General features: G+C 59.5%; 24 protein-coding genes. 13 read left to right on the top strand and 11 right to left on the bottom strand.

What is annotated here, in order from left to right; genetic code table 11:
• Positions 1–225 (top strand): ATP-dependent Clp protease adapter ClpS (gene clpS / locus D8U70_RS22325; RefSeq protein WP_130929734.1); only part of this gene is annotated, 225 nt, incomplete at its 5' end.
• Between the two features lie 30 nt (positions 226–255).
• On the top strand, positions 256–2,526 hold the full coding sequence (gene clpA / locus D8U70_RS22320) for an ATP-dependent Clp protease ATP-binding subunit ClpA (protein ID WP_016775266.1): 2,271 nt from the start codon (positions 256–258) through the stop codon (positions 2,524–2,526).
• Between the two features lie 629 nt (positions 2,527–3,155).
• Here the strand turns inward: clpA and infA are convergent.
• From infA to aat, 3 genes are all read right to left on the bottom strand, one after another.
• Positions 3,156–3,374: a translation initiation factor IF-1 gene (infA, locus tag D8U70_RS22315; RefSeq protein WP_002553999.1), complete on the bottom strand. Its 219-nt coding sequence runs from the start codon at positions 3,372–3,374 to the stop codon at positions 3,156–3,158.
• A gap of 112 nt (positions 3,375–3,486) precedes the next feature.
• Entirely contained in the window at positions 3,487–4,194 is a 708-nt protein-coding gene (locus tag D8U70_RS22310; RefSeq protein WP_041477071.1) for an arginyltransferase, read from the bottom strand.
• Between the two features lie 58 nt (positions 4,195–4,252).
• Positions 4,253–4,933, bottom strand: coding sequence for a leucyl/phenylalanyl-tRNA--protein transferase (aat, locus tag D8U70_RS22305; protein ID WP_076563519.1), 681 nt, complete (start codon positions 4,931–4,933; stop codon positions 4,253–4,255).
• Between the two features lie 522 nt (positions 4,934–5,455).
• On the opposite strand from aat, the gene ftsK reads away from it, so the two are divergent.
• The 6 genes from ftsK (at position 5,456) to cysG (ending at position 13,133) form a co-directional block, all read left to right on the top strand.
• Positions 5,456–7,864 (top strand): DNA translocase FtsK, encoded by a 2,409-nt coding sequence (gene ftsK / locus D8U70_RS22300; protein ID WP_041477069.1) that lies wholly within the window; start codon positions 5,456–5,458, stop codon positions 7,862–7,864.
• A 67-nt stretch (positions 7,865–7,931) separates the two neighbouring features.
• Positions 7,932–8,552 carry an outer membrane lipoprotein chaperone LolA gene (lolA, locus tag D8U70_RS22295; RefSeq protein ID WP_073471296.1) on the top strand — a complete coding sequence of 207 codons (621 nt, stop codon included), beginning with the start codon at positions 7,932–7,934 and terminating at the stop codon, positions 8,550–8,552.
• 193 nt (positions 8,553–8,745) lie between these two features.
• Positions 8,746–10,068, top strand: a complete 1,323-nt coding sequence (locus D8U70_RS22290; RefSeq protein ID WP_042609225.1) for a replication-associated recombination protein A — start codon at positions 8,746–8,748, stop codon at positions 10,066–10,068.
• Positions 10,068–10,442 carry a fluoride efflux transporter CrcB gene (gene crcB, locus D8U70_RS22285; RefSeq protein ID WP_016775261.1) on the top strand — a complete coding sequence of 125 codons (375 nt, stop codon included), beginning with the start codon at positions 10,068–10,070 and terminating at the stop codon, positions 10,440–10,442. Before D8U70_RS22290 ends, crcB begins: the two co-directional genes overlap by 1 nt.
• A gap of 15 nt (positions 10,443–10,457) precedes the next feature.
• Positions 10,458–11,738, top strand: coding sequence for a serine--tRNA ligase (gene serS, locus D8U70_RS22280; RefSeq protein WP_024013408.1), 1,281 nt, complete (start codon positions 10,458–10,460; stop codon positions 11,736–11,738).
• Positions 11,739–13,133, top strand: coding sequence for a siroheme synthase CysG (gene cysG / locus D8U70_RS22275; RefSeq protein WP_041477064.1), 1,395 nt, complete (start codon positions 11,739–11,741; stop codon positions 13,131–13,133).
• Positions 13,134–13,248: 115 nt separating this feature from the next.
• Here cysG and D8U70_RS22270 read toward each other — a convergent pair whose 3' ends face one another.
• The 7 genes from D8U70_RS22270 to D8U70_RS22240 form a co-directional block, all read right to left on the bottom strand.
• Positions 13,249–14,250: a glutathione S-transferase family protein gene (locus D8U70_RS22270; RefSeq protein ID WP_122703766.1), complete on the bottom strand. Its 1,002-nt coding sequence runs from the start codon at positions 14,248–14,250 to the stop codon at positions 13,249–13,251.
• A gap of 91 nt (positions 14,251–14,341) precedes the next feature.
• Positions 14,342–15,343 carry a glycosyl transferase family protein gene (locus D8U70_RS22265; RefSeq protein ID WP_130929733.1) on the bottom strand — a complete coding sequence of 334 codons (1,002 nt, stop codon included), beginning with the start codon at positions 15,341–15,343 and terminating at the stop codon, positions 14,342–14,344.
• Positions 15,340–15,675, bottom strand: a complete 336-nt coding sequence (locus tag D8U70_RS22260; protein WP_016770652.1) for a TusE/DsrC/DsvC family sulfur relay protein — start codon at positions 15,673–15,675, stop codon at positions 15,340–15,342. The genes D8U70_RS22265 and D8U70_RS22260 overlap by 4 nt, the downstream gene beginning before the upstream one ends.
• Positions 15,672–15,965 (bottom strand): sulfurtransferase complex subunit TusB, encoded by a 294-nt coding sequence (gene tusB / locus D8U70_RS22255; protein WP_056788919.1) that lies wholly within the window; start codon positions 15,963–15,965, stop codon positions 15,672–15,674. The genes D8U70_RS22260 and tusB overlap by 4 nt, the downstream gene beginning before the upstream one ends.
• Positions 15,965–16,321: a sulfurtransferase complex subunit TusC gene (gene tusC / locus D8U70_RS22250; RefSeq protein ID WP_071172887.1), complete on the bottom strand. Its 357-nt coding sequence runs from the start codon at positions 16,319–16,321 to the stop codon at positions 15,965–15,967. The genes tusB and tusC overlap by 1 nt, the downstream gene beginning before the upstream one ends.
• A 2-nt stretch (positions 16,322–16,323) precedes the next feature.
• Positions 16,324–16,716: a sulfurtransferase complex subunit TusD gene (tusD, locus tag D8U70_RS22245; RefSeq protein WP_130929732.1), complete on the bottom strand. Its 393-nt coding sequence runs from the start codon at positions 16,714–16,716 to the stop codon at positions 16,324–16,326.
• Between the two features lie 189 nt (positions 16,717–16,905).
• Complete coding sequence (locus D8U70_RS22240; protein WP_073471290.1) at positions 16,906–17,235, bottom strand: DUF6388 family protein; 330 nt, start codon at positions 17,233–17,235, stop codon at positions 16,906–16,908.
• 133 nt (positions 17,236–17,368) lie between these two features.
• Here D8U70_RS22240 and D8U70_RS22235 point away from each other — a divergent pair, with 133 nt between their 5' ends.
• Complete coding sequence (locus D8U70_RS22235; RefSeq protein ID WP_024013401.1) at positions 17,369–17,719, top strand: hypothetical protein; 351 nt, start codon at positions 17,369–17,371, stop codon at positions 17,717–17,719.
• A 104-nt stretch (positions 17,720–17,823) separates the two neighbouring features.
• Here the strand turns inward: D8U70_RS22235 and D8U70_RS22230 are convergent, their stop codons facing one another.
• Positions 17,824–18,249 carry a GNAT family N-acetyltransferase gene (locus tag D8U70_RS22230; RefSeq protein WP_073471289.1) on the bottom strand — a complete coding sequence of 142 codons (426 nt, stop codon included), beginning with the start codon at positions 18,247–18,249 and terminating at the stop codon, positions 17,824–17,826.
• A 152-nt stretch (positions 18,250–18,401) separates the two neighbouring features.
• Here D8U70_RS22230 and D8U70_RS22225 point away from each other — a divergent pair, with 152 nt between their 5' ends.
• From D8U70_RS22225 to ggt, 4 genes are all read left to right on the top strand, one after another.
• A complete protein-coding gene (locus tag D8U70_RS22225) occupies positions 18,402–18,842 on the top strand; it encodes a hemerythrin domain-containing protein (RefSeq protein ID WP_024013399.1) in 441 nt (146 codons plus the stop codon).
• Positions 18,843–19,049: 207 nt separating this feature from the next.
• Complete coding sequence (locus tag D8U70_RS22220; protein ID WP_130929731.1) at positions 19,050–19,685, top strand: lytic polysaccharide monooxygenase auxiliary activity family 9 protein; 636 nt, start codon at positions 19,050–19,052, stop codon at positions 19,683–19,685.
• A gap of 97 nt (positions 19,686–19,782) precedes the next feature.
• Positions 19,783–20,370 carry an NUDIX domain-containing protein gene (locus D8U70_RS22215; RefSeq protein WP_024013397.1) on the top strand — a complete coding sequence of 196 codons (588 nt, stop codon included), beginning with the start codon at positions 19,783–19,785 and terminating at the stop codon, positions 20,368–20,370.
• A gap of 148 nt (positions 20,371–20,518) precedes the next feature.
• Positions 20,519–22,246: a gamma-glutamyltransferase gene (gene ggt, locus D8U70_RS22210; RefSeq protein WP_130929730.1), complete on the top strand. Its 1,728-nt coding sequence runs from the start codon at positions 20,519–20,521 to the stop codon at positions 22,244–22,246.
• Positions 22,247–22,255: the final 9 nt, after the last annotated feature.

Raw genomic sequence — 22,255 nt, 5'->3', positions numbered from 1 at the left:
AACGATGACTACACACCGATGGATTTCGTCGTCGAAGTGCTCGAGGTGTTTTTTAACCTGAATCGCGAGCTGGCGACCAAGGTCATGCTGGCCGTCCATACAGAAGGACGGGCAGTATGTGGAGTGTTTACCCGCGACATCGCCGAGACAAAGGCCATGCAGGTCAACCAGTACGCCAGGGAAAGCCAGCATCCGCTACTCTGTGAAATCGAGAAGGACGGTTAATCGCCGACCACTTGGGTATGAGGTGAAGCTATGTTAAACCGCGAGCTCGAAGTCACCCTCAATCTTGCCTTCAAGGAGGCTCGTTCGAAGCGTCATGAGTTCATGACCGTCGAACATCTCCTGCTGGCCCTATTGGATAATGAGGCTGCCGCCACCGTTTTGCGTGCCTGCGGCGCAAACCTCGACAAACTCAAGCATGATCTGCAGGAGTTCATCGACTCCACCACGCCATTGATCCCCGTGCATGACGAGGATCGCGAGACCCAGCCAACCCTGGGCTTCCAGCGTGTCCTGCAGCGTGCTGTTTTTCACGTACAGAGCTCGGGCAAACGCGAAGTGACCGGCGCCAACGTGCTGGTCGCCATCTTCAGTGAGCAAGAGAGTCAGGCCGTGTTCCTGCTGAAACAGCAGAGCGTGGCGCGCATCGATGTCGTCAACTACATCGCCCACGGCATTTCGAAAGTACCGGGGCACGGCGATCACTCTGAAGGTGAACAAGATATGCAGGACGACGAGGGCGGTGAGTCTTCTTCTTCAGGCAATCCTCTGGATGCTTATGCCAGCAACCTCAACGAACTCGCACGCCAGGGTCGCATCGATCCGCTGGTCGGCCGTGAATCGGAGGTCGAGCGTGTCGCGCAGATTCTCGCGCGCCGGCGCAAGAACAACCCGCTGCTGGTGGGTGAGGCAGGCGTGGGTAAAACCGCGATTGCCGAAGGCCTGGCCAAGCGCATCGTCGACAATCAGGTGCCGGATCTTCTGGCCAATGCGGTTGTTTATTCGCTCGACCTCGGCGCTCTGCTCGCGGGTACCAAGTATCGCGGTGATTTCGAGAAACGCTTCAAGGCTCTGCTCAATGAACTGAAGAAACGTCCGCAGGCGATTCTGTTCATCGACGAGATCCACACCATCATCGGTGCGGGTGCTGCGTCCGGTGGCGTGATGGATGCGTCCAACCTGCTCAAGCCGCTGCTGTCGTCTGGCGACATTCGCTGCATCGGTTCGACCACATTCCAGGAATTTCGCGGCATCTTCGAGAAGGATCGTGCCTTGGCGCGTCGCTTCCAGAAGGTCGATGTCGTCGAGCCATCGGTGGAAGACACCATTGGCATCCTGCGTGGCCTGAAAGGACGTTTCGAGCAGCATCACAATATCGAATACAGCGATGAGTCGTTGCGTGCCGCTGCCGAACTGGCGTCGCGCTACATCAATGACCGGCACATGCCGGACAAGGCCATCGACGTGATCGACGAGGCGGGGGCTTACCAGCGTCTGCAACCGGTGGAGATGCGCGTCAAGCGTATCGAAGTGCCGCAGGTCGAGGACATCGTCGCGAAGATCGCACGGATTCCGCCAAAGCACGTCACCAGTTCCGACAAAGAGTTGCTGCGTAACCTGGAGCGTGACCTGAAGCTGACGGTGTTTGGTCAGGACGCGGCGATCGATTCGCTGTCGACTGCGATCAAACTGTCCCGCGCCGGGCTCAAATCGCCGGACAAGCCGGTCGGTTCGTTCCTGTTTGCCGGGCCTACCGGTGTCGGTAAAACCGAGGCCGCGCGACAACTGGCCAAGGCCTTGGGCATTGAACTGGTGCGTTTCGACATGTCCGAGTACATGGAGCGGCACACCGTATCGCGTCTGATCGGTGCGCCTCCTGGCTATGTCGGTTTCGATCAGGGCGGTCTTTTGACCGAAGCCATTACCAAGCAGCCACATTGCGTATTGCTCCTTGATGAAATCGAGAAGGCGCATCCGGAAGTCTTCAACCTGCTGTTGCAGGTCATGGACCACGGCACGCTGACCGACAACAACGGGCGCAAGGCGGATTTCCGCAACGTGATCGTGATCATGACTACCAACGCCGGTGCCGAAACGGCCGCGCGGGCTTCGATCGGTTTCACTCATCAGGACCACTCGTCTGATGCGATGGAAGTGATCAAGAAGAGCTTCACGCCGGAATTCCGTAACCGTCTGGACACCATTATCCAGTTTGGTCGCCTCAGCCATGAGGTCATTAAAAGTGTGGTGGACAAGTTCCTCACCGAGCTTCAGGCGCAGCTGGAAGACAAGCGTGTGTTGCTTGAGGTTACTGATGCTGCGCGTAGTTGGCTGGCGGCGGGTGGTTATGACTCGGCAATGGGCGCACGTCCGATGGCGCGTCTGATCCAGGACAAAATCAAGCGTCCGCTGGCGGAGGAGATTCTGTTTGGCGAACTGGCCGAGCATGGCGGTGTGGTGCACATCGACATCAAGGACGGGGAGTTGACGTTCGACTTCGAAACTACTGCGGAAATGGCCTGACGGCTTGATGTGGATTGGAAAGGCGCCTTCGGGCGCCTTTTTGTTGTCCGGTGTTTTTGGGCTCTGGGTGTATATCCGTTGCTGCGGTGATGGCTTATTACGGTTTCGCCCTTACGGCGAGTCACCTTTTTCAAACGCCAAAAAGGTAACCCAAAACGCTTGCTCCTGCGTTCGGCCCTCGCAGGCTCGGGTTCCTTCGCTCCGGGACTGATCCGGGCGCAGCGGCTACGGTTTGCTTCGCTGCACCTCCTTCCGCTGTGTCTGGCTGCGCCAGACGGTCGCTGCGCTCCCACGCCCGGATCAATCCCTCCACTCAGCCTTCCGACGTCGCCGGTGGATCAAGATCAAAAGCACTCGAGCTTGCGCTCATTGTTGAGTGGGGCGGCTTCGCCGCGGGCAGCTGCGCTGCCTTGCTTTTGTTTTTGCTTTTCTGTGGGAGCGAGCCTGCTCGCGAAGACGGCCTGCAGGTCAACCCGTCTCTATCGAATTCAAGCGATCCAAGCGTAGGGGCTGCCGGAAGCTGCGATCTTTTGATTTGCATGCTGTAAGCGCGAAACCGCCAGGCCCAAAACCTCAAAACGCAGATACAAAAACGCCCGGCATTACCCGGGCGTTCTGTATTGACTTGATTAACGAGCGCGGTAAGTGATCCGCCCTTTGCTCAAGTCATAGGGCGTCAGCTCGACGCGCACTTTGTCACCGGTAAGAATACGAATGTAGTTCTTGCGCATCTTGCCGGAAATATGCGCGGTTACGACGTGCCCATTTTCCAACTCCACACGAAACATGGTGTTGGGCAGGGTGTCGACGACAGTGCCTTCCATTTCGAAGCTGTCTTCTTTCGACATGCAGTAAAGCCCTCGGTATCCAATGAATGGCCCGGTGCAACTGCGCCAGGCAAAAGCGGCGTGCATTGTGCCCGAAAAATGGTGTTTACGCCAAGGGGTTTAGGCCGCAGGTTCAGTTCAGGATGACCCAGCGCTGATTGATCAGCAATTCGATGGGCCGATATTGCGTCTTGTAGTTCATCTTTTTGCAGTTCTTGATCCAGTAACCCAAGTACACGGCCTCAAGTCCCAGACGCTGGCTCTCGGCGATTTGCCAGAGGATTGCGTAACGGCCGAGGCTGCGGCGTTCTTCGTTCGGTTCGTAGAAGGTGTACACCGCCGACAAACCGTTAGGCAGCAGATCGGTGACTGCTACTGCGAGCAACCGTCCGTCGAGTCGAAATTCGTAGAAGCGCGAGAAGGGCAGGTCACGCACCAGGAACGTCGAGAACTGATCGCGGCTTGGCGGGTACATGTCGCCGTCGGCATGGCGCTGTTCTATGTAGCGCTGGTACAGGTCGAAATATTCTTCGCTGAAGTGCGGTTTGACCGGCTGCACCTGCAAATCCGCGTTGCGTTTGTAGATGCGCTTTTGCTGGCGATTGGTGATGAATTGTGCGGAGGGAATGCGCGCAGGCACGCACGCATTGCAATTCTGGCAATGCGGCCGGTACAGATGATCGCCGCTGCGACGAAAGCCCATTTCCGACAGGTCTGCGTAGACGTGCACATCCATGGGCTGACTCGGGTCGAGAAACAGCGTCGTGGCCTGCTCCTCGGGCAGATAACTGCAAGAGTGGGGCTGAGTGGCATAAAACTTCAAACGCGCCAACTCGGTCATGAATCAACCCTCGGGATAAGCTGGTGGATTAAGTGTAAGCCACCTGCGCAAAAGTCGCTCAGCAAACCCAGGTCGCCGAATTCGGTTGGTCGAGATGGCGCTGCAGATAGTCGGCGAATTCGCCCCGCGGAATGGATCGCGCACCGAGGCTGTGCAGGTGATCGGTCGGCATCTGGCAATCGATCAGCACAAACCCGGCGGCTTTCAAATGCTGGACCAGCGTGGCAAAGCCATATTTGGATGCATTGTCAGCGCGGCTGAACATCGACTCGCCAAAAAACAGTTGGCCCATCGCCAGGCCGTACAGGCCGCCGACCAGCTGTCCCTCGTCCCAGACCTCAACCGAATGAGCGAAACCGCGCCGATGCAATTCTACGTAAGCATCCTGCATGGCCTCGGTGATCCAGGTGCCGTCGGCGTAGTCACGCGGGGCAGCGCAGGCGCGGATGACGGCGTCGAAATCCTGATCGAAAGTCACTTGATAGCGTTGCTTGCGCAGCAGCTTGCCGAGACTGCGCGAGACGTGCAGTTCGTCGGGAAACAGCACGGTGCGAGGGTCTGGCGACCACCAGAGAATGGGTTGGCCTTCGGAGAACCAGGGAAAGCAGCCATGGCGATAGGCCTGGATCAGGCGGTCGGCGGACAGATCGCCGCCGGCGGCGAGCAATCCGTTCGGCTCGCGCATGGCTTTTTCCAGTGGCGGAAAGGTCAGGGAATTACGTTGTAACCAAGTCAGCATGGCATCCAGGCTTGCAGAAGGGGAGGGCGGTCAGGGGGCGTGCAGGCCCCGCGAAAGAGTTTGCCGCGAAACGGCGCCGCTGTCCTGCACAGTTGTCTGGTGCAGCGAGGATTGAGCTGCAACTTGATGTGTCGCCCGTGGTCGTAAGCGTCGCCGTGTCGATGCTGTCGAGCATTCCTGTGAGCCCGATCCGGCCAGGTTCGCTACGTTCATCAAATACAGCTCATAAGCCTTTGTCACAAAAGGCAATGCATGCTCCAATTGCAAGGCACTGCGTGTGCGATTGGCTATGCTCAAGGCTGGGGTCTGAAACATGGCGTCGGGCGCACAAACCCGTACAATGCCGGGTTGTGACGGGCTTTTCGCTGCGCACAGTGTTTATGGCTGTGTTTATAAAACCAGTGGCACAGTGTTAAAAGTAGTCCCAGTTGAGCTTTTCACCTTTTCTACCTGCCTGGATTGGGCAGTTTTTTATCGTCATTCAATAGATGGACGCGCCTCGGGCGCAGGAAAAGAAGCGTTTTGAAGAAGACCACCGAAGCACCCAAAACAGTCGTTCCGCTCTGGCGCCAGCAACTGCACTACCGGCTCAAGGAAGGTGCATTGATCGCCATCGGCGCCTTGTGCCTGTTCCTGATGATGGCTTTGCTGACTTACGGCAAGGACGACCCGGGTTGGAGCCATAACAGCAAGATCGACGATGTGCAGAACTTCGGCGGCCCGGCCGGCTCGTACAGCGCCGATATCCTGTTCATGGTGCTCGGTTACTTCGCCTATATTTTTCCGTTGCTGCTGGCGGTCAAGGCGTACCAGATCTTCCGTCAACGTCACGAGCCATGGCAGTGGAGCGGCTGGCTGTTTTCCTGGCGCCTGATCGGTCTGGTGTTCCTCGTGCTCTCCGGTGCTGCGCTGGCGCACATTCATTTCCATGCCGCGACCGGTCTGCCGGCCGGCGCTGGCGGTGCCCTGGGCGAAAGCCTTGGCGATCTGGCGAAGAATGCGCTGAACATTCAAGGCAGCACGCTGCTGTTCATCGCGCTGTTCCTGTTCGGCCTGACCGTATTCACCGACCTGTCGTGGTTCAAGGTGATGGACGTCACCGGCAAGATCACCCTCGATCTGTTCGAGCTGTTCCAGGGCGCGCTCAACCGCTGGTGGTCGGCGCGCACCGAGCGCAAGCAACTGGTCGCGCAACTGCGTGAGGTTGATGACCGCGTCCACGATGTGGTCGCACCGACTGTCACCGACAAGCGTGAACAGGCCAAGGTCAAGGAACGCCTGATCGAGCGTGAGCAAGCGCTGAGCAAGCACATGTCCGACCGCGAGAAGCAGGTGCCTCCGGTGATCGCGCCGGCACCGGCCAAGGCCCCAGAGCCGAGCAAGCGCGTACAGAAAGAGAAGCAGGCGCCGTTGTTCGTCGACAGCGCGGTCGAAGGCACCTTGCCGCCGATCTCCATTCTTGATCCTGCGGAAAAGAAACAGCTCAACTATTCGCCTGAGTCCTTGGCAGCGGTCGGCCACTTGCTGGAAATCAAGCTCAAGGAATTCGGCGTCGAAGTCACCGTTGACTCGATCCACCCGGGCCCGGTGATTACCCGTTACGAAATCCAGCCTGCCGCCGGGGTAAAAGTCAGCCGTATCGCCAACCTGGCGAAAGACCTGGCGCGTTCGCTGGCGGTGACCAGTGTGCGGGTCGTCGAGGTGATTCCGGGCAAGACCACCGTCGGTATCGAGATTCCCAACGAAGACCGCCAGATCGTGCGTTTCTCCGAGGTGCTGTCGACCCCCGAGTACGACAACTTCAAATCGCCGGTCACCCTGGCGCTCGGTCATGACATCGGCGGCAAGCCGGTCATCACCGACCTGGCGAAGATGCCGCACTTGTTGGTGGCCGGCACCACCGGTTCCGGTAAGTCCGTGGGCGTGAACGCGATGATCCTGTCGATCCTGTTCAAGTCCGGCCCGGACGATGCGAAGCTGATCATGATCGACCCGAAAATGCTTGAACTGTCCATCTACGAAGGCATTCCGCACCTGCTTTGCCCGGTTGTGACCGACATGAAGGATGCCGCCAACGCCTTGCGCTGGAGCGTTGCCGAGATGGAGCGTCGCTACAAGCTGATGGCGAAAATGGGCGTGCGTAACCTCTCCGGCTTCAACGCCAAGGTCAAGGAAGCCCAGGATGCCGGCGAGCCGTTGAGCGATCCGCTGTACAAGCGCGAAAGCATTCACGACGAAGCGCCGCTGCTGCAGAAACTGCCGACCATCGTCGTAGTGGTGGACGAATTCGCCGACATGATGATGATCGTCGGCAAGAAGGTTGAAGAACTGATTGCCCGTATTGCGCAAAAAGCGCGTGCGGCGGGGATTCACTTGATTCTTGCGACCCAGCGCCCGTCGGTGGACGTGATCACCGGTCTGATCAAGGCCAACATCCCGACACGTATGGCGTTTCAGGTATCGAGCAAGATCGACTCGCGAACCATCATCGACCAGGGTGGCGCCGAGCAACTGCTCGGTCACGGTGACATGCTCTACATGCCGCCGGGCACCAGTCTGCCGATCCGCGTCCACGGCGCATTCGTCTCCGACGATGAGGTTCACCGCGTGGTCGAAGCGTGGAAGCTGCGCGGCGCGCCGGAATACAACGACGATATCCTCAACGGTGTCGAAGAGGCAGGCAGCGGCTTTGAAGGCAGTAGCGGTGGTGGTGACGGTGATGATCCGGAAGCCGACGCGCTGTATGACGAAGCGGTGCAGTTCGTCCTCGAAAGCCGTCGCGCGTCGATTTCCGCTGTGCAGCGCAAGCTGAAGATCGGCTACAACCGCGCCGCGCGGATGATCGAGGCGATGGAGATGGCCGGCGTTGTTACCTCAATGAACACCAACGGTTCGCGTGAAGTCCTGGCCCCGGGCCCGGTACGCGACTGAAACGCAACGACGCGGGTGGCGCAATGACGCACCACCCGCTCTCCCACGATTATTCAAGAGGACTCTCATGCGCCTTATCCGCATGCTGTTGCCAGTACTGGCGCTGACCACACTCACGGCCCACGCCGATGAAAAGGACGTGGCGCGTCTGACCCAATTGCTCGAAACATCGAAAACCCTGTCGGCGAACTTCTCGCAGTTGACCCTCGACGGCACCGGCACCCAGTTGCAGGAAACCACCGGCAACATGACCCTGCAGCGTCCGGGCCTGTTCTACTGGCACACCAACGCGCCGGCCGAGCAGACCATGGTTTCCGATGGCAAGAAAGTCACCTTATGGGACCCGGACCTGGAACAGGCAACCATCAAGAAGCTCGACGAGCGTCTGACCCAGACGCCAGCGCTGTTGCTGTCCGGTGATGTCTCGAAGATCAGCCAGAGCTTCGATATCAGCGCGAAAGAGGCGGGCGGCGTGATCGACTTCACTCTCAAGCCGAAAACCAAGGACACCCTGTTCGACAACCTGCGCCTGTCGTTCCGCAACGGCCTGCTCAATGACATGCAACTGATTGACAGCGTCGGCCAGCGCACCAATATCCTGTTTACCATGGTCAAGGCCAACGAAGCGGTGCCTGCGTCCAAGTTCAAATTCGACATTCCCAAGGGTGCCGACGTTATCCAGGAATAAACACCGGCCCTTTGTGTCAGGGCCTTTGTGGTGAGGGCCAGCTATTGAGGGGCTATTGTGGCGAGGGGATTATCCCCGTCCGGCTGCGCAGCAGTCGTCGCTTTTGGGGCCGCTTCGCAGCCCAACGGGAAAAATCCCCTCACCACAGGTTCTTCAGCAGATTTCAGAAAATCAGAGGTTTCAACGCTACGTGATGGATCTGTTTCGCAGTGCACCGATTGCCCAACCCTTGGCCGCCCGTCTGCGTGCGGCCAATCTGGATGAGTACGTCGGTCAGGAACACGTGCTCGCTCGCGGCAAGCCTCTGCGTGAGGCGCTGGAGCAGGGCGCGCTGCATTCGATGATCTTCTGGGGGCCGCCGGGCGTGGGCAAAACCACCCTGGCGCGCTTGCTCGCAGAAGTCTCCGATGCGCACTTCGAAACGGTTTCGGCGGTGCTCGCCGGGGTCAAGGAAATCCGCCAGGCCGTTGAAATCGCCAAGCAGCAGGCCGGCCAGTACGGCAAGCGCACGATCCTGTTTGTCGATGAAGTGCACCGCTTCAACAAGTCGCAGCAGGACGCGTTTCTGCCCTACGTTGAAGACGGCACGCTGATCTTCATCGGCGCCACCACTGAAAACCCTTCGTTCGAACTGAACAACGCTTTGTTATCGCGTGCCCGCGTCTACGTGCTGAAAAGCCTCGACGAAGCGGCGCTGCGCAAACTGGTGCATCGGGCTTTGACCGAAGAGCGCGGGCTGGGCAAGCGCAACCTGACCCTGAGCGATGAAGGCTTCCAGATGCTGCTGTCGGCCGCCGATGGCGATGGCCGGCGTCTGCTCAATCTGTTGGAAAACGCCTCTGATCTGGCCGAAGACAACAGCGAAATCGGCACCGAGCTGCTGCAAAGTTTGCTCGGCGATACGCGCCGGCGATTCGACAAGGGCGGTGAAGCGTTCTACGACCAGATCTCGGCGCTGCACAAATCCGTGCGCGGCTCCAACCCTGACGGCGCGTTGTACTGGTTTGCGCGGATGATCGATGGCGGCTGCGATCCGCTGTACCTGGCGCGGCGCGTGGTGCGCATGGCCAGCGAAGACATCGGCAACGCCGACCCGCGTGCGCTGAGCCTGTGCCTGGCGGCGTGGGAAGTGCAGGAGCGTCTCGGCAGCCCCGAGGGCGAATTGGCAGTCGCTCAGGCCATTACTTATCTGGCCTGCGCACCGAAAAGCAATGCGGTGTACATGGGCTTCAAAACTGCACTGCGCGCTGCGGCTGAGAACGGCTCGCTGGAAGTGCCGCTGCATTTGCGCAATGCCCCGACCAAGCTGATGAAGCAATTGGGTTATGGCGACGAATACCGCTACGCCCACGACGAGCCGGACGCCTATGCCGCCGGTGAAGACTATTTTCCGGAAGAACTCGAGCCGATTCCGTTCTATCAGCCAGTGCCCCGTGGCCTGGAGTTGAAGATCGGCGAAAAGCTCAATCACCTCGCTCAACTCGATCGTCTGAGCCCTCGGCAGCGGAGAAAATAGTGGTTCCATTGATCCTTGCAGTGTCGGTCGGCGGTGTTGCCGGCACCTTGTTGCGCTTCGCCACCGGTAATTGGGTCAGCGCCAATTGGCCGCGGCACTTCTATACCGCGACGCTGGCCGTTAATATCGTGGGCTGCCTGCTGATTGGCGTGTTGTACGGCCTGTTTCTGATACGCCCGGAGGTGCCGATCGAGGTGCGCGCCGGGTTGATGGTCGGCTTCCTCGGGGGGCTGACGACTTTTTCATCCTTTTCACTGGATACGGTGCGCCTGCTGGAAAGCGGGCAAGTGTTGCTGGCCCTGGGCTACGCCGCACTCAGCGTATTCGGCGGGCTGCTCGCAACGTGGGCCGGCCTGTCCCTGACCAAACTTTGATAACGAGAAACCGACATGCTCGATTCCAAACTGTTACGTAGCAACCTTCAGGACGTAGCGGACCGCCTGGCTTCCCGTGGCTTTGCCCTGGACACCGCGCGCATCGAAGCGCTGGAAGAACAGCGCAAGACCGTCCAGACCCGCACCGAAGCACTGCAGGCTGAACGTAACGCGCGTTCCAAATCCATCGGGCAGGCCAAGCAGCGTGGCGAAGACATCGCGCCGCTGATGGCGGACGTCGAGCGCATGGCGGGCGAGTTGAGCGCGGGCAAGGTCGAGCTGGATGCGATCCAGACCGAACTCGATTCGATCCTGCTCGGTATCCCGAACCTGCCGCACGAGTCGGTTCCGGTCGGCAAGGACGAAGACGACAACGTCGAAGTGCGCCGCTGGGGCACGCCGACTCAGTTCGATTTCGAAGTCAAAGACCACGTTGCCCTCGGCGAAAAGTTCGGCTGGCTGGACTTTGAAACCGCCGCCAAGCTGTCCGGCGCGCGCTTTGCGCTGTTGCGTGGCCCGATCGCGCGGCTGCATCGCGCACTGGCGCAGTTCATGATCAATCTGCATGTCACCGAACATGGCTACGAAGAGGCTTACACGCCTTATCTGGTTCAGGCTCCGGCGCTGCAAGGCACCGGCCAGTTGCCGAAGTTCGAAGAGGATCTGTTCAAGATTGCCCGCGAAGGCGAAGCCGATCTGTACCTGATCCCGACCGCCGAAGTGTCGCTGACCAACATCGTTGCCGGCGAAATCGTCGATTCGAAACTGCTGCCGATCAAATTCGTCGCCCATACCCCATGCTTCCGCAGCGAAGCCGGTGCGTCAGGTCGCGACACGCGTGGCATGATACGCCAGCACCAGTTCGACAAAGTCGAAATGGTCCAGATTGTCGAGCCATCGCAATCGATGGAAGCGCTGGAAGGCCTGACCGCCAACGCTGAAAAAGTCCTGCAGCTGCTCGGTCTGCCTTACCGCACCCTGGCGCTGTGCACCGGCGACATGGGCTTCAGCGCGGTCAAGACCTATGACCTGGAAGTGTGGATTCCGAGCCAGGACAAATACCGCGAAATCTCCTCGTGCTCCAACTGCGGCGACTTCCAGGCGCGGCGCATGCAGGCGCGTTTCCGCAACCCGGAAACTGGCAAGCCCGAGCTGGTGCACACCTTGAACGGTTCCGGCCTGGCGGTCGGTCGTACTCTGGTTGCCGTGCTGGAAAACTACCAGCAGGCCGACGGTTCGATCCGCGTACCGGACGTGCTCAAGCCGTACATGGGTGGCCTTGAGGTCATCGGCTAAATGAAATATCTGCCGCTGTTTCACAACCTGCGCGGCAGTCGTGTGTTGGTTGTCGGTGGGGGGGAAATTGCCTTGCGCAAATCCCGCCTGCTGGCCGATGCCGGTGCGCTGCTGCGGGTGGTCGCACCTGAAATCGAAACGCAACTCGCTGAACTGGTCGCTGCCAGCGGCGGTGAATGCCTGTTGCGCGGTTACGCCGAAACGGATCTGGACGGTTGCGGGCTGATCATTGCCGCTACCGACGACGAAACGCTCAACGCGCAAGTCTCCACCGACGCCCACCGCCGTTGCGTGCCGGTCAACGTGGTCGATGCGCCGGCCTTGTGCAGCGTGATCTTCCCGGCGATCGTCGATCGCTCGCCGTTGATCATCGCCGTATCCAGCGGCGGTGATGCGCCGGTACTGGCGCGCCTGATCCGGGCAAAAATCGAAACCTGGATTCCTTCCACTTACGGTCAGTTGGCTGGATTGGCTGCGCGTTTTCGCAATCAGGTGAAAAACCTGTTTCCGGATGTGCAGCAGCGTCGCGGCTTCTGGGAAGACGTTTTCCAGGGCCCGATCGCCGATCGTCAACTGGCCGGGCAGGGCGCTGAAGCCGAGCGCCTGTTGCAGGCCAAGGTCGATGGCGAGCCAATGGTCACCACTGGCGAGGTTTATCTGGTCGGTGCCGGCCCGGGTGATCCGGATCTGTTGACCTTTCGCGCGCTGCGTCTGATGCAGCAAGCCGATGTGGTGCTCTATGACCGCCTGGTGGCGCCGGCAATTCTTGAGTTGTGCCGTCGCGATGCCGAGCGGGTGTATGTCGGCAAGCGTCGCTCCGAACACGCCGTGCCGCAGGATCAGATCAACCAGCAACTGGTCGATCTGGCCAAGGCCGGCAAGCGTGTGGTGCGGTTGAAGGGTGGCGATCCGTTTATCTTCGGCCGCGGTGGCGAAGAGATCGAAGAACTGGCGGCCCACGGTATTCCATTCCAGGTGGTGCCGGGCATTACCGCGGCCAGCGGTTGCGCCGCTTATGCGGGGATTCCGCTGACCCATCGAGATCATGCGCAGTCCGTGCGGTTTGTCACTGGCCACCTGAAGGATGGTTCCACCGATCTACCATGGGCTGATCTTGTCGCCCCGGCGCAGACGCTGGTGTTCTACATGGGCCTGGTGGGTTTGCCGATCATCTGCGAGCAGTTGATCAAGCATGGTCGCGCGGCGGATACCCCGGCGGCGTTGATCCAGCAGGGCACCACGGTCAATCAGCGGGTTTTCACCGGCACACTGGCGGATCTGCCGCGAATGGTGGCGGAGCATGAAGTGCATGCGCCGACCCTGGTGATCGTTGGCGAAGTGGTGCAGCTGCGCGAGAAACTGGCGTGGTTTGAAGGGGCGCAGGCGCAGGTCTAAACACCGCGTCGTTCCCTTCGCGAGCAGGCTCGCTCCCACAGGGGATTTGTGAATGACACAGATCCAATGTGGGAACGAGCCTGCTCGCGAACGGTTCTCGAAAACACCGAGCTAATCAACCCCGGCGCCAAACCCCTTTCCCGATCAACCGCTCGCGATCATGCGCCACGCTGAAATCCTGCTGCGGCCCCTTCGGCACCACGCCGGTCGGGTTGATGGTCTTGTGGCTGCCATAGTAGTGATGCTTGATGTGCTGAAAATCCACCGTCTCGGCAATCCCCGGCCACTGATACATCTCGCGCAGCCAGTTCGACAGGTTCGGGTAGTCGGCAATCCGCCGCAGGTTGCACTTGAAGTGTCCATGGTACACCGCGTCGAAACGAATCATCGTGGTGAACAAACGCACATCGGCCTCGGTCAGGTATTCCCCGCTCAGGTAGCGATTGGCACCCAGCAGTTGCTCCAGATGATCCAGTTCGGCGAATACTTCATCGAATGCCTGTTCGTAGGCCTGCTGCGAAGTGGCGAATCCGGCACGATAGACACCGTTGTTCACCGCCGGGTAGATCCGCTCGTTCAGCGCATCGATCTCGTTGCGTAGCGGCGCCGGGTAGAAGTCCAGATCGTTGCCAGTGATCCCGTCGAAGGCGCTGTTGAACATGCGGATGATTTCCGCCGATTCATTGCTGACGATGCGCTTGAGTTTCTTGTCCCACAACACTGGCACCGTCACGCGCCCGGTGTAGTCAGGCGTATCAGCCGTATACCGCTGGTGCATGAAGTCGAAGCCATCGAGTTTGTCGCCGGTCGAGCCGAGCGCTTTGTCGAAAGTCCAGCCGTTTTCCAGCATCAGCCAGCTGACCACCGACACGTCGATCAGACTTTCCAGGCCTTTCAGTTTGCGCAGAATCAGCGTGCGATGCGCCCAAGGGCAGGCGAGGGAAACGTAGAGGTGATAGCGTCCGGCTTCGGCGGCGAAACCGCCTTCACCGCTGGGGCCTGGCTGACCATCGGCGGTCACCCAGTTGCGGCGTTGCGCTTGTTCGCGCTGGAACGCGCCGTCCTTGCTGCTTTCGTACCACTTGTCCTGCCAGTGGCCGTCGACGAGTAAACCCATGATCAAGACTCCCAAAACCAATATTCGTTGGAGTCGAGTCTATTCCGATGAGTTCGAACAAAAAGCGCAAAGATCGGGCGCTAATAATCGGTTAGATCGATGTGTTGCGCGCCGCCCAATACTGCTCGGCAGTTGCGAAGGCCTGTTCGCGATTCTGACCGAGACCGCGCAGGGCGAGGGCCATGGTCGCAATCAAGGCCATTTGCGGGTAACTGTCGACCACATCGCCACGCCACACGGTTTTCAAGTGCTCGATGTCCAGCGAGGCGGGTTTGACGTGGCGCTGCGCTGACAGCTGCGGCCATTCTTCATCCCAGCTCTGACCGCCGCTGGTGCCATACAGGTGGCTGGTGGCGTCGGGGTTGATCTCGATTTCACCGCCATCGCCCTTGACCACGATTGCCGTATCGCCGAGCAAGCCGCTGGCATCGCGATGCACCGCCTGGTAACCCGGGTGAAAAATGCTCTGCAGGCCACAACGTGCGCCGAGCGGATTGAGAATCCGCGCCAGCGAGTGGATCGGCGACCGCAGGCCCAGGGTGTTGCGCAGGTCGATCATCTTTTGCAACTGCGGCGCCCAGTCCACCAGCGGCATAAACGCCAGGCCGCCGTTGTCCAGTGCCGTGCCGACCTGCTGCCAATCACGGCACAGGGGAATGTTCAGTTCGCCCAGCAGTTGTTCGCTGTACAGACGCCCGGCCGTGTGTGCGCCGCCGCCATGCATGAAGATCCGCACGCCGTTTTGCGCCAGGCACTTGGCCGCCAGCAGATACCACGGCAGGTGGCGTTTTTTGCCGGCGTAGGTCGGCCAGTCCAGGTCGACATTCAATGCGGGCGCGTGCAAGCGTGCGCGCAGGGCTTCGGTGAAACCGGCCATTTCCTCGGCACTTTCTTCCTTGTGCCGCAGCAACATCAGGAAGGCACCCAGTTGCGTATCTTCGACTTGGTCATCAAGCACCATGCCCATGGCCTCGCGGGCTTCTTCGCGCGTCAGGTCGCGGGCGCCGCGCTTGCCCTTGCCGAGAATGCGCACGAATTGCGCGAACGGATGCTCGGCAGGCGTTTCGAGGGTCAAAGCTGGAAAGTCGTTCATAGGCAATTCGTCGGTTTGGGCAGGCCCGCCAGTTTCGCGGCGAGTTTGGCAGGGGTGCCTTTGAACAGTCGGTTCAGGTGCAGGCTGTTGCCTTTGTCCGCGCCGAGTTTCAACGCGGTGTACTTGATCAGCGGACGCGTGGCCGGCGATAGCTGGAATTCGGCGTAGAAGCTACGCAGAAGCTCAAGGACTTCCCAGTGTTCGGGCGTCAACTCGATGTCCTCGGCGGCGGCGAGGGCGCTGGCGACTTCAGCCGACCAGTCGCTGAGGTCAACGAGAAAGCCATCCTTGTCCAGTTCGATGGCGCGGGCGCCGACGGTCATTGAATTCATAGCCAGCTGTTGACCTTGGCGTGATGGATCGACAGTTCGACAAACGCCGGGTAGTCGATGGCCTCGGCCCAGTCTGGAATCTCGATCGCACGCGCCTGTGCGTCCTCAATCAATACAAACAGTCTGATTGCTCGCTCTTGAAGGGTTGAGAACGGCACAGTGTCCGGTTGCAGCGCATACACCGCATCGCCGGACAACAACACGGCATCGGCGCTGCCGAGCAGGCGCAGGCAACTGCTCAGGCGATCGTCGCCGAACGGGGAATGAGACAACACATGCAAAGTCGACATCAGAGGGTGATTACCTGATCGTAACGGTCAATAAGGGCGGTGATGTGTTCAGCAGCAAGCGGCTGCGCTTCGTCCAGCGACAGGTTGCCAAGACCGCGAGCATTGGCGCTTTCGGCGCAATAGAACAGCTCTTCGACACCAAACATCGGCAGCGCCTGCAGATTGGCGCTGAGGTCCTTCTGCTGCAAGGCCCTGGCGTTCTGCCCGGCGGCCAGTTGCAGCACGCCGTCATCGAGAAACAGCAAACCGATCGGCAGATCGAAGGCGCCACCGGCGAGCACGATATCCAGCGCTTCCCGCGCACCGGGGCCGGACCACGGCGATTGGCGGCTGATGATCAACAGCGATTTGGCCATGTTCAAGCGCCTCCGAAACAGATGAGCCGATCAGCGTCCTGCACGGCGTCGTGCAACTGACCCAGACCGGACAATTCCCACGGCGTGCTGAGCGAAATCGCTTCACGCTGGTAACGCTTGGCTTCTTCTTCGTTCAATACACCACGGCGCAAAGCGGCGGCGATGCAGACCACGCCGTCAAGTTGCTTGTCGTTGATAAAGGCGCGCCATTGCTTGGGCAAGTCCAGTTCATCCTGCGGCGTCACCACCGCATCGGAGGCGTTGAACACGCCGTCCTGATAGAAGAACAGCCGAACAATCTCATGGCCGCCGGCCAGCGCGGCCTGGGCAAACAGCAAGGCACGGCGCGAGGAGGGCGCATGGGCGGCGGAAAACAGCGCGATGGCGAACTTCATGATGGACTCGATCAGCGAAACTGCGGCCATGATAAAGCTTTATTGCGCGTGCCGCGAAATCTGGTAATACGCGGTTCACTGTGGGAGCGAGCCTGCTCGCGAAAGCGTCGTCTCGTTCGAGATCAGTTTCGGCAGTCACACCGCCTTCGCGAGCAGGCTCGCTCCCACGGGAGATTTGCGGCGGCTGGATTACGGGGTAATGCCGTAAAGCTCGCAATACTCGATCCAGCCCATCCCCGCCATTTCCGCCACTTCCCGATGCACTTCCAGCCGTTGCGCCTGATATTCCTCGGGCGAAGCAGCGGTCAACTGCAACGTCAGCTCCCAGGCGAACAACCTCTGTCTCTCCGCTTCTTCCTCAAACGCCTCATGCAAGCGTTCTTCGCGATACTGCGCCTGGGTTTCGCCCTTGGCCTGAGCCAGCAGCGGGTTGAGATGGTCGAGGGTTTCACGTAGTTCGGGTCGCGCATCGAGAAACAGTTTCAAAGCCTGTTCATGTCGCTGGTCGCTAGGCGCCATGTAATTTCCTTGTGTGACTGATGACCATAGGGTGCCGCACCTGCTTGCGCATGTCGCGCATAAAAACAGTAAAGCAGAACGATTTGCCGCGTCGCAGTGCTACAGTCCGCTTTTTTCTCGATGAGCAAATGCAATGCGAATGCTGATGGTAGTGCTGGCGGCGGCCCTGTTGGCCGGGTGCGCCGGTTCGGTGATGAACGATGCTCGCAGCAAGAGCCCGGACAAGGTCCTGACCTCGGACAAGCCGGAGAAAGACGTCGCCCGGTGCGTGCAATTCGCCTGGCAGGACGAAGCGGTGTTTGGCGTCGACGCGGCGGCCTATCTGGAACCGCGCGAGTCCGGCGGCACTACGGTTTATACGCGTTCGGCAGAGTCGTTTGTCGATGTGATTACCGAAGCCTCGGGTACGACTTTGAATTACTACGCACAGAAGAGTGATTTTGTCGCGATGCGGCGGATGGCGGCGATGGCGACCTGCCTCTGATTATGCTGTGAAGCAGTTGATGCTTTCGCGAGCAGGCTCGCTCCCACATTGGAACGCATGACAACTTTGTGGGAGCGAGCCTGTTCGCGAAGGCGGCGGCACATTCAGTCGATCAGGCGCTTCTGAAAGTAGTGCCGCTTGTGCCCCGGTGGATAGTCAACGATTTCCCCAAACTGGCTGAAACCGAGCTTCCTGTAGAACTCCGGCGCCTGAAAATCGAAGGTGTCGAGCCAGAGGCCGTAGCAATTCTTTTCCCTGGCCAGGGCTTCCGCCTGAGCCATCAATTTCGAGCCGATACCCTGTCCGCGACCTTGTTCCGGCACTGACAGCAGTTCGATGAACATCCAGCGAAAAATCATTCGCCCATACAGGCCGCCCAATATCGCGCCATTTTCGTCTTTGACCATCAAGGCGAACGGCTCGGATTTCGAACCGCCGGTTTGAGCATCGTTGTACTCGATCAGCGGCTGCAGAATGGCCTGACGCTGTTCCTCGGTAGGACTGTCCGTCAACTCGATACGCAAATTCATGCATGACTTCCTTGTGTAATTGAACGCCCAGCCTAACCCGTCCGGGCAAACGCCTCCAAGCCCTTCGATCGAACAAGCGGAACCGTCAAACCAGCGTTGCGGTCTAGGCTTTTATCGCGTCTTTCCCTGAGCGCGATTGATGAGGAAATCCCGTGAATATTTTTGAAGCCCTGCGCGAAAGCCACGAGCGCCAGCGCACTTACGCCAAGGCTCTGATCGCGACCAGCGGCGACAGCCCTGAGCGGGTCGAGGCCTACAAGCAGCTCAAAGCAGAACTGCAAGCGCATGAAACCGCTGAAGAGCGGCACTTCTACATTCCGTTGATGGAAATCGACGAAGGCGTGGACCTGAGCCGCCACGCCATCGCCGAACACCACGAAATGGACGAGATGATGGAAGAGCTCGACGAGACCGAAATGTCCAGTCCGGCCTGGCTGGCCACGGCCAAAAAGCTTTCCGACAAGGTTCATCACCACCTCGAGGAAGAAGAGCACAAATTCTTCCAGATGGCCGGCAAGCTGCTCGACGATAAACAGAAAAGCCAACTCGCCGGGCAGTACGAAAAGGAGTATCAGGCGCAACTGTCTGAATGACCAAAGGCGACTCGGCGTGTAGGTGTTCAGCTACACGTTGAGTGCGATGCGTCGTCGAGCACTGGTTATGCATCCAGTGTTTCCTGGCTTTTTACGTCTTGCACACTGGGACTGTGACAAAAGCGCCGATGGACAAAAAATTCACCTCCGTTAGCTTGAAGGCCTCTCCTCGGGAAGGAGAGTTCTCAAATCAACGGAGTGAAGACGATGAATCAGGCAATCCCACAAACCCAACTCAAACACGGTCGTGTCATCTCGCCAGCGAGTCGCGGCGCAGTGGCCATCGACCTCGGCTTGCTAGGCGCCTGGCAAGTCAATGAAATGGAAGGTGGCAAGAACTTTCCGGCCGTAGACGCCGGACCTTTCCCGCAACCTTTCGAGACCGACTCGGACAGCGTCGCGCGGCCGGCCGATGGCTACATTCTCAGCGGCGGCAAGACCGATGCCCGCGATTGCGTCAATTACACCGCCGACGAGATGAGCAAGAAGCTCGGTCGTTCCTTCAGCTGGCCGCTGCTCAACGTCGATCCGGGCCAGATTCTCGAGGTCAGCTGGGCGTACACCGCGCCGCACACCACCCGTGGTTATCGCTGGCTGATCACCAAAGACGGCTGGGATCCCCAGCAACGCATCAGCCGTGCGCAGCTGGAAACCCAGCCGTTCTTCGAAGACTTCTACCCGCAAGTGCCGTATTACAGCCATGCTGATGAATTGAAGGCCAAGGTCGATCATCAAGTGAAGCTGCCTGCGAACAAGCAGGGTCATCACGTCATTGTGCTGATGTGGATCGTCGCCAACACCGGCAACGCCTTCTACCAGGCCTTCGACCTCGACTTTCAGTAACCGCGCAGGCTGAACGAGCCCGGTAGCGCTGCCGGGCTTTTTTTGTCGGCGCAATTGATCGACCATGGCAGTCCCCATGAAGACAGGATCAGACGCGATGTCCAACACAGCCGAACGGGTCAACATCGTCGACACTCAGGTGTTGTCCCACGACTGGTATCTGCTGAAGAAAATCACTTTCGACTACCACCGCAACAACGGTGAATGGCAGCGCCAGACCCGGGAGGTCTACGACCGGGGCAACGGCGCGGCGATTCTGCTGTTCAACCGCGAAAAGCGCACGGTGGTGCTGACCCGCCAGTTCCGTTTGCCGGTGTTCGTCAACGGCCACGATGGATTGTTGATCGAGGTGGCCGCCGGGTTGCTGGAAGGTGCCGCGCCCGAGCAACGCATTCGTGACGAAGCCGAGGAGGAAACCGGTTACCGCGTGCACGACGTGAAAAAAGTATTCGAGGCGTACATGAGCCCCGGTTCGGTGACGGAGAAACTGCACTTCTTTATCGCTGAATACGACGCCGCGTCCAAAGTCAGCGACGGTGGCGGCCTGGAAGAGGAAACCGAAGAGCTGGAAGTGCTCGAATGGGGCTTCGATGAGGCACTGGCAGCGTTTCAACGCGGCGAGATCTGCGATGCCAAGACCATCATGCTGTTGCAGTACGCGGCGATGAACAACCTCTTCGCTTGATTCGGGCAGGAGCTGCCAACGGCTGCGATGGCTCAGCATACTGGCTGAACGGGGAGGCGCAATACGCAAAGCCGGCCATACTGCTTGTTGCTCCTGAAGCGTGGCCCTGCGTTTTGCGCAGTCCCCAAAAACAAAAAGAGATCGACTCATGAAGTACGAACCTTTGGCCAGATCGCTCATTGCGGCCTCTCTGGCGCTCAGCTGTCTCATGGCTCACGCGGCATCGGTGGCGCCGGTGGCGGCGGAAAACGGCATGGTGGTCACTGCGCAACATCTGGCGACTCATGTCGGCGTCGACGTTTTGAAAAACGGCGGCAATGCCGTGGATGCGGCAGTGGCCGTGGGCTATGCGCTGGCGGTGGTCTACCCGGCTGCGGGCAACCTTGGCGGCGGCGGGTTCATGACCATTCAACTGGCGGACGGGCGCAAGACCTTTCTCGATTTCCGCGAAAAAGCGCCGCTGGCAGCGACCGCCAACATGTATCTGGACAAGGACGGTAACGTCATCCCGGAACTGAGCACGCGCGGCCATCTGGCGGTCGGCGTACCGGGCACCGTGTCCGGCATGGAGCTGGCGCTGAGCAAATACGGCACCAAACAGCGCAAGGAGATGATTGCCCCGGCGATCAAACTGGCCGAAGACGGTTTCGAATTGCAGCAGGGCGATGTCGAGCTGCTCGAATACGCGACGGATGTGTTCAAGAAGGACATGCGCGATTCCGGCTCGATCTTCCTCAGCAACGGCGAGCCGATGCAGGTCGGGCAGAAACTGGTGCAAAAGGATCTGGCGAAAACCCTTCGGACGATTTCCGACAAGGGCGCCGACGGCTTCTACAAAGGCTGGGTCGCCGATGCCATCGTCACCTCCAGCCAGGCCAACAAAGGCATCATCACCCAAGCCGACCTGGACAAATACAAGACTCGCGAGCTGGCCCCGGTGGAGTGCGATTATCGCGGCTATCACGTGGTCTCGGCGCCACCGCCAAGCTCCGGCGGGGTGGTGATCTGCCAGATCATGAACATTCTCGAAGGTTATCCGATGAAGGACCTGGGCTTCCATTCCGCCCAGGGCATGCACTACCAGATCGAAGCGATGCGCCACGCGTACGTTGATCGCAACAGCTACCTCGGCGATCCGGATTTCGTGAAGAATCCGATCGAGCACCTGCTGGACAAGAATTACGCGACCAAACTGCGCAACGCCATCCAGCCGCAGAAGGCCGGCGTGTCGGCTGAGCTCAAGCCCGGTGTAGCGCCGCATGAAGGCAGCAACACCACGCACTATTCGATCGTCGACAAGTGGGGCAATGCCGTCTCGGTCACCTACACCCTCAACGACTGGTTCGGCGCGGGCGTCATGGCGAGCAAGACCGGGGTGATTCTCAACGATGAAATGGACGACTTCACTTCCAAGGTCGGCGTGCCGAACATGTACGGGCTGGTCCAGGGGGAGGCCAATGCCATCGCACCGGGCAAGGCGCCGCTGTCGTCGATGAGTCCGACCATCGTCACCAAGAATGGCAAAGTGGTGATGGTGGTCGGCACGCCGGGTGGTAGCCGGATCATCACCGCGACCTTGCTGACCATGCTCAACGTCATCGATTACGGCATGGGCCTGCAGGAAGCGGTCGACGCGCCGCGCTTCCATCAGCAGTGGATGCCGGAGGAAACCAACCTCGAAGACTTCGCCGCCAGCCCGGATACGAAAAAAATCCTGGAAAGCTGGGGCCACAAGTTTGCCGGCCCGCAGGATGCCAACCACATCGCCGCGATTCTGGTCGGCGCGCCGTCACTGGACGGCAAACCGGTTGGCAAGAACCGCTTCTACGGCGCCAATGATCCACGGCGCAATACCGGCTTGTCTTTGGGTTACTGAGCGGAGTAA

It is taken from the genome of Pseudomonas sp. Sample_20 (genome assembly GCF_004307585.1).
Classification (GTDB): domain Bacteria; phylum Pseudomonadota; class Gammaproteobacteria; order Pseudomonadales; family Pseudomonadaceae; genus Aquipseudomonas; species Aquipseudomonas atacamensis.
Note: the sequence above shows the minus strand (reverse complement) of the source record. Positions and strands in the feature narration are given on the sequence as shown.